Annotated in this window: 7 protein-coding genes; all 7 read right to left on the bottom strand. The window is 38.0% G+C overall.

Translation table 11 applies throughout. From position 1 onward, the window contains the following. Positions 1-228 precede the first annotated feature (228 nt). The gene (pssA, locus tag VMW81_04180; GenBank protein ID HUU50134.1) at positions 229-966 is read right to left on the bottom strand and encodes a CDP-diacylglycerol--serine O-phosphatidyltransferase; all 738 of its coding nucleotides are present in this window, start codon (positions 964-966) and stop codon (positions 229-231) included. A gap of 3 nt (positions 967-969) precedes the next feature. Continuing rightward, positions 970-1,623, bottom strand: a complete 654-nt coding sequence (locus VMW81_04185) for a phosphatidylserine decarboxylase family protein (protein ID HUU50135.1) — start codon at positions 1,621-1,623, stop codon at positions 970-972. A 64-nt stretch (positions 1,624-1,687) separates the two neighbouring features. Beyond that, entirely contained in the window at positions 1,688-2,218 is a 531-nt protein-coding gene (gene ilvN / locus VMW81_04190) for an acetolactate synthase small subunit (protein ID HUU50136.1), read from the bottom strand. 14 nt (positions 2,219-2,232) lie between these two features. Next, a complete protein-coding gene (gene ilvB, locus VMW81_04195) occupies positions 2,233-3,918 on the bottom strand; it encodes a biosynthetic-type acetolactate synthase large subunit (GenBank protein HUU50137.1) in 1,686 nt (561 codons plus the stop codon). A 23-nt stretch (positions 3,919-3,941) separates the two neighbouring features. Beyond that, positions 3,942-5,609: a dihydroxy-acid dehydratase gene (gene ilvD / locus VMW81_04200; GenBank protein ID HUU50138.1), complete on the bottom strand. Its 1,668-nt coding sequence runs from the start codon at positions 5,607-5,609 to the stop codon at positions 3,942-3,944. A 184-nt stretch (positions 5,610-5,793) separates the two neighbouring features. Further along, a complete protein-coding gene (locus tag VMW81_04205; GenBank protein ID HUU50139.1) occupies positions 5,794-6,552 on the bottom strand; it encodes a fumarylacetoacetate hydrolase family protein in 759 nt (252 codons plus the stop codon). Positions 6,553-6,689: 137 nt separating this feature from the next. Further along, positions 6,690-7,032 (bottom strand): hypothetical protein (locus VMW81_04210; GenBank protein ID HUU50140.1); only part of this gene is annotated, 343 nt, incomplete at its 5' end.

The raw sequence follows: 7,032 nt of genomic DNA on the forward strand, positions 1-7,032 counted from the left end.
TTGAAAAAAAAGCCCTCATCCTAAATCCTGATAGATAATTGATAGGGACGAGAGCCTATTTTTTCTTGGTAGCAGTCTACTTCACCGAGTTAAAAAATTAAATATGCCCTCCTTTAGGGGGCAAATTCAATTGAAGAAGCATTTTTACTCTCAGCTACCATCAGCTCTCAGAATATAAGCAATATATTGAATTATTATTCTCTTAAATCAGCCCCTTTGTAAATTGTACTAATGATTTCTGGTTTTATCTTTTACTTCAACCATCGACTCAGATTTTCTGGAGGCTAAAACACTCTCCAGAGGACCCGATAAAACATATAAAAAGAATATGAAAAAGATCATGACCTCAGGGATGGTCACTATAATATAGATAAATAAGATAGTGAATATTAAAATCCCAAATGACCTTCTCTTTCTCAGCTCAAAATACTTAAAGCTTCTGTATTTTATATTACTTACCATCAAAAATGAAAGAAGATAAACAAACATCGCTATCACTACTGGATTAATCTTGCTAAACAAGATAGAATCATAGCTTAGAATCACATAAGATGCGACCACTCCAGCTGAAGCAGGGATAGGAAGGCCAATAAACTTATAACTTTTTTCTTCGGATAGTTGCACATTAAACCTTGCCAGCCTCAAAGCCCCACAGATTATAAATAAGAATACTGCTAACCATCCAATCCTTCCAAAGGGTCTTAATACCCACAAATAGAGCAGTAACCCTGGTGCCAAGCCAAAAGAAATAATATCTGCTAAAGAATCATATTCTATACCAAAGTCGCTTGTGGCCTTTGTCATCCTAGCGATTCTTCCATCCAAACCGTCAAAAACTATAGCAATCAAAATTGCAACAGCGGATTTATAATAATCAACATTAATTGCAGCAATAATCGCATAAAACCCACAAAATATATTTCCAGTTGTAAAGAGGCTTGGTAATATTTTTACCCCGGTTTTCATATGTTAAAACTCCTCTAAATTTAATCTACCAATGATAGTTTCCCCGCCTCTAACTCTATCACCTAACCTTACCATAACCTCTGTATCTAAAGGTAACAAAATATCTACACGAGAACCAAATCTTATAAATCCTAATCGCTGGCCTCTATCAAGATAGTCTCCTTCTTTGACCCAGCATACGACCCTCCTCGCAATTACCCCTGCTATCTGTCGAACTAAAATAGTCAGATCTCTGTAGCTGATCAAAATAGAGTTATGTTCGTTTAGAAAAGAAGCCTTTTCTCGAAAGGCAGGGAAAAAACTTCCCTTCGAATATTCCATCTTTTTAACAACCCCTAAATAAGGAGCTCTATTGATATGGACATTAAATATCGAAAGAAATATACTTATAGATATCATTTCTCTCTTCAAATACATCTCTTCTCTAATCTTTTTTATATCTACAATCTTTCCATCTGCCGGGGAGAGGATTGTTCCTTTTCCATCAGGAATTATCCTCCTAGGGTTTCTAAAAAAGAAGAGGACAAAAAGGGCCAAGAAAAAGAGTGTTATTGAAATGAAAATAAGCCCCAATAGATATAGAAAAATTGATAGGGAAAAAATAATTAGGGCTAAATAAAAACCCTCTTTAATTATGGGAAAATCCCTTTCCTTCATGAGACGCGTTCCTTGATTTTTGCCATAAAACTATTGTCATCAAAACATAAGATTTAAAATATAACTAAGGAGTATTCAAAACCTTACTCCCTCTGGAAATCGCTATCTTTCCAGTTTTCACAATCTCTTTTATCCCCATTGGTTTCATTAAATCGATTATTGCCTGAATCTTATCTTCGTCCCCAGTAACCTCTATGGTATACGTGTCTGAGTTGACATCAACAATGTTTCCGCGAAAAATATCAGTAATCCTTAAAAGCTCTGCCCTCACTGAGGATTTGGCATTCACCTTAATTAATACCAACTCCCTATCAACATACTTTTCCTCACTCAGATCAATAACTCTAATAACATCAATCAACTTATTAAGTTGCTTCATTATCTGTTCTATGATATGTTCATTTCCTTTTGTAACGATAGTCATCCTTGATACTGTAGGATCAAGGGTTTCGGCTACAGAAAGGCTGTCAATATTATATCCTCTACCGCTAAATAGTCCTGCAATACGTGACAATACACCAAACCTGTTTTCGACTAAAACCCCAATCGTATAACATTTTTCATCAGTATTCTTTTCACGATTCTTATTTTTCATCGATATTTAATTTCCTATGCTAATAACATATCTTTTATAGATTTACCTGATGGGACCATGGGATAGACATTCTCTTCTCTTTCTACAATAAAATCCATCACTACCGGTTTAGGAGTAGCAATAGCTTTTTTAAGAATCCTTTTAACATCCTGAGGTTTCTCTGCCCTCAGACCCACAGCCCCAAACGCCTCTGCCAATTTTACAAAATCTGGAGCCACTGCAATATCCGAATACGAATAACGCTTATTAAAAAATATCTCCTGCCACTGCCTTACCATTCCTAGATATCCGTTATTTATGATAGCAATCTTCACTGGCAGATTATATTCTATTGCTGTAGCTAATTCCTGCATATTCATTTGAAAACTACCATCTCCACTAATACTGAAAACTAAGCTCTTTGGAAATGCCACCTGCGCACCAAGGGCAGCAGGAAAACCATAACCCATTGTTCCCAAGCCACCTGATGTGAGCCATGTTCTCGGCTTTATAAACTTATAGTACTGGGCTATCCACATCTGATGTTGACCCACGTCTGATGCAATAATCGCATTTCCTTTTGTCAGGTCATAAATCTGCTCTATTACATACTGGGGTTTAATCTTTGACTTTCCTTGTTTATAAGCAAGAGGAAAGGTTTTTCTCCATTTCTCAATTTGATTCAACCACGGCTGATGATCCTTCTTCCAATTGTTTTCTTCTTTTTTCACTATGGTAAGCAACTTATTCAAAACATCCTTTGAATCGCCCACGATAGGAATATTAACAGGAACATTTTTACTAATAGAGGTAGGATCGATATCAATATGGATCACTACTGCATCTTGAGCAAATTCATCGAGCTTTCCTGTAATTCTATCATCAAACCTTGCACCGATAGCAATAATAAGATCAGCCTCTACCATTGCCATATTTGCCCTGTATGTGCCGTGCATCCCTAACATTCCCAAAGAAAGCTTATGATCTTCAGGAAAAGCCCCAAGCCCCATAAGAGTTGTCGTGACAGGGGTTTGGGTCAACACAGCCAATTGCTTCAATTCATCAGAGGCCTCAGAAAGAATGACCCCTCCTCCTACATAGATTACTGGTCTCTTCGCCTGAACCAAAGCTTTAGAAACCCTCTTGATCTGTCCCATATGACCAGAATAAGTAGGATTATAACTCCTTATCTTTGCTTCTTTAGGATAATCAAACTCTGTCTTATCAGTTACAACATCCTTTGGCAGATCGACTAAAACAGGACCTGGTTTCCCTGTGCTGGCTATATAGAAAGCCTCTTTAATTGTTTTTGCCAGTTCATTAACATCCTTTACGAGATAACTATGCTTTGTACAGGGCCTTGTTATACCAATAATATCTGCCTCTTGGAAGGCATCATTCCCTATAACAGAGGTAGGAACCTGCCCTGTAAAGACTACAATCGGTATAGCATCCATGTAGGCAGTGGTAATCCCCGTTACCGTGTTTGTAGCACCCGGACCAGAGGTTACGATACAGACCCCTGTTTTTCCTGATGCTCTTGCAAATCCATCAGCTGCATGAACAGCGCCCTGTTCGTGGCGGTTAAGTATAAGTTTTATCGGGGAGCCTAACAACACATCAAAGATATTCAACACAGCTCCACCAGGAATTCCAAAAACAGTCTTCACCCCTTCTTTCAAAAGACTCTCGATAAATATCTCAGCCCCTGTCAATTTCATTTCTGTATCACTCCTTTACTCTTTTAAGGTGAGACCTTTAAAACAGCACCTGTACTCGCGGAGGTTACTAGCTTGGCATATCTCAGGAGATATCCTCTATTTATCTTGGGCTTTGGTGGTTTCCAATCTTTCAAGCGCTTCTTCAACTCACTTTCTTCCAACTTAACATCCACTCTCTGATTCTGGATATCTATCGTTATCGTATCACCATTTTTAACAATAGCTATAGGACCACCAGCCATGGCTTCAGGAGATATATGACCAATACATGGTCCTCTTGTAGCTCCTGAAAAACGCCCATCTGTCAAGAGGGCAACCGATTCTCCCATGCCTCTTCCCATGATTGCTGCTGTCGGTGATAACATTTCTCTCATGCCAGGACCGCCCTTTGGACCTTCGTACCTAATAACCACGACATCTCCTGGGTTTATTTTCCCTCCAAAGATAGCCTTTGACGCCTCTTCTTCAGAATTAAATACCCGTGCAGGACCACTATGTTTAAACATCTTCTTTGATACTCCTGAACGTTTTATAACAGCTCCATCAGGTGCAAGATTACCCCAAAGGATTGACAGTCCTCCTCTTTTATCATATGGATCATCACAGGTTCTAATAACGTCTCTTCTCAAAACCTTAGATCTCTTTAAGTTTTCTCCAACCGTCTTTCCTGTAACGGTCATGGCCTTTTTACGGATCAAACCCTTTTTAGACACCTCTTTCATCAAGGCCTGAACCCCACCTGCTTCATACAGATCTTGTAAGTGATGGCTCCCTGCTGGACTAAGTTTAGCGAGCAATGGGGTTTTTTCACTTATCTTATGAAAAAGGTCCAAATCAAAACTGATACCTGCCTCATCGGCAATAGCAAGAAGATGGAGAATCGTATTTGTTGAGCAACCAACAGCCATATCAAAAGCAATGGCATTTCGTATTGCATCCATCGTAACGATATCCCTTGGTTTTATATCCTTTGCAATCAGCTTCATCACCTGCATACCCGCCTCTTTAGCAAGTCGATACCGAGCAGACATGGGTGCAGGAATTGTCCCATTTCCCGGCAGCCCCATTCCTAGAGCTTCAGTCAAACAATTCATGGAGTTGGCTGTAAACATTCCAGCACAAGAACCACAAGTAGGACAGGCGCTTTCTTCTAATTCTTCCAACTCTTTCTTGGTCATCTTTTTTGCCTGAACAGCACCAACAGCCTCAAAAACAGTAGCAACATCCACATCCCTTTCCTGAAATTTACCGGACAGCATAGGACCGCCGCTAACAACAACAGAAGGAATGTTTATCCTTAAGGCAGCCATTAACATGCCGGGAACGATCTTATCACAATTCGTTATAAAGACGAGACCATCAAAGGGATGGGCAATAGACATGATTTCTATGGAATCAGCAATGACCTCTCTGCTCGGAAGAGAATAGAGCATCCCTAAATGGTTCATGGCAATCCCATCGCAGACTCCGATTGTATCAAACTCAATAGGGGTCCCTCCTTTTAAACGGATCCCCTCTTTTACTGCTTTTACGAGATTATTCAGATGAATATGACCGGGAATGATTTCAGTAAAAGAGTTAGCTATACCAATAATGGGTTGATTTATCTCTTCATCTGTCAAACCCAATGATTTCATTAAGGACCGGTGAGGTGCCCTTGCAACCCCTTTTTTCATCAAATCACTTCGCATAAATCACCCCTCTCTTGATTCACTTCTTATAAAACAGTTAATTATAAATATTTAAAATTAACATACCTTATTATGATAGTCAACAGAAAAGAAATATAGAGTTTTGATTCTAAACACCTTAACCTTCTCAAACCATAAGTTTCTCTTACTCTTGATACCTCTCTTTTTAATGGAGATGATAAAATTAAGCTTTTTTAACATGGTTTTTTAATGTACCAATACCTTCTATCTTAATCTCGATAACATCTCCACTGTTCATTGGCCCTACTCCATAGGGAGTGCCGGTAGCTATGATATCACCAGGAAGCAAAGTCATTACCTTAGATATGAAACTGATGAGTTTTTCAACCTTAAAAATAAAATTTTTTGTATTTGAAGATTGTTTCAACTCACCGTTTAAATAGGATTCAACAAGGACATTGTTTGGATCGATATCATCAACGATATAAGGACCTACAGGAGAAAAAGTATCAAAGGCCTTTGCCCTTGTCCACTGGATATCCTTTTTTTGAAGGTCTCTTGCTGTAACATCGTTAAAACAAGTGTATCCCAAAACATGTTTGGAGGCATCATTTTCGTCTATATCTTTGATCTTATCCTTTATTACAATGGCCAACTCAGCTTCATAATCGACTCTACTCGTCATCGAGGGATAGATAATAGCGTCTTCATGGCCTATGATACCTGTCGTTGGTTTGAAAAAGATTATGGGTTCATCTGGAAAGGGAAATCCCAGCTCTTCTATATGGTCTTTATATATCAATCCTATTGCTACTATCTTGGTAGGAATACATGGTGGAAGAATTTTGACATCTTCATTTTTATACTCTTTGTCCGTTATGCTATACTCATTAAAAAAATCTCCTTTGATCTCTTTAATGATATCATTTTCAATAATACCGAGCTTTTCCTTAGCTTCTATTGAAAATCTTACAAATTTCATCCTTTTCCCCTCTACTATTTTAAAAGATTAAAATAAAAAAGTTATTATACTAAAAATCTTATGAAAAAGATAGAAGATATTAAAAAAACCGCTCTATCTATCCTAAATAGAACGGTTTTATAATGACTATTAAAGGGTTATTCCTTTAGCATATTTTCTTTACAATCTTTTATAGCCTCTTTTAATAATTTCTTTGCTTCATCATTAGGATAGAGAGGAGAAAATCCTAAAAGGTCTCCTAGCTTCTTGTAAGTTAAATTCCACTCATCTGCAATGAAAGAACTCCCCTTCCATTCTGATTGTGATACTGTCTCCACACTCCCCAAACCAGCAATCTCAACAATCATCTTGGCTACCTCTTCCCAGGTTATATAAAAAGAGGATAAGTTAAATGTTTCACCCCATGCCTTCTCGTTCAACAATACCTTCTCCAAACCTAAAAGAAAATCATCAAAATGAAGAAAACTTCCACCTGCACCC

Source organism: Nitrospinota bacterium, assembly GCA_035528715.1.
Lineage (GTDB): Bacteria > JADFOP01 > JADFOP01 > DATKYB01 > DATKYB01 > DATKYB01.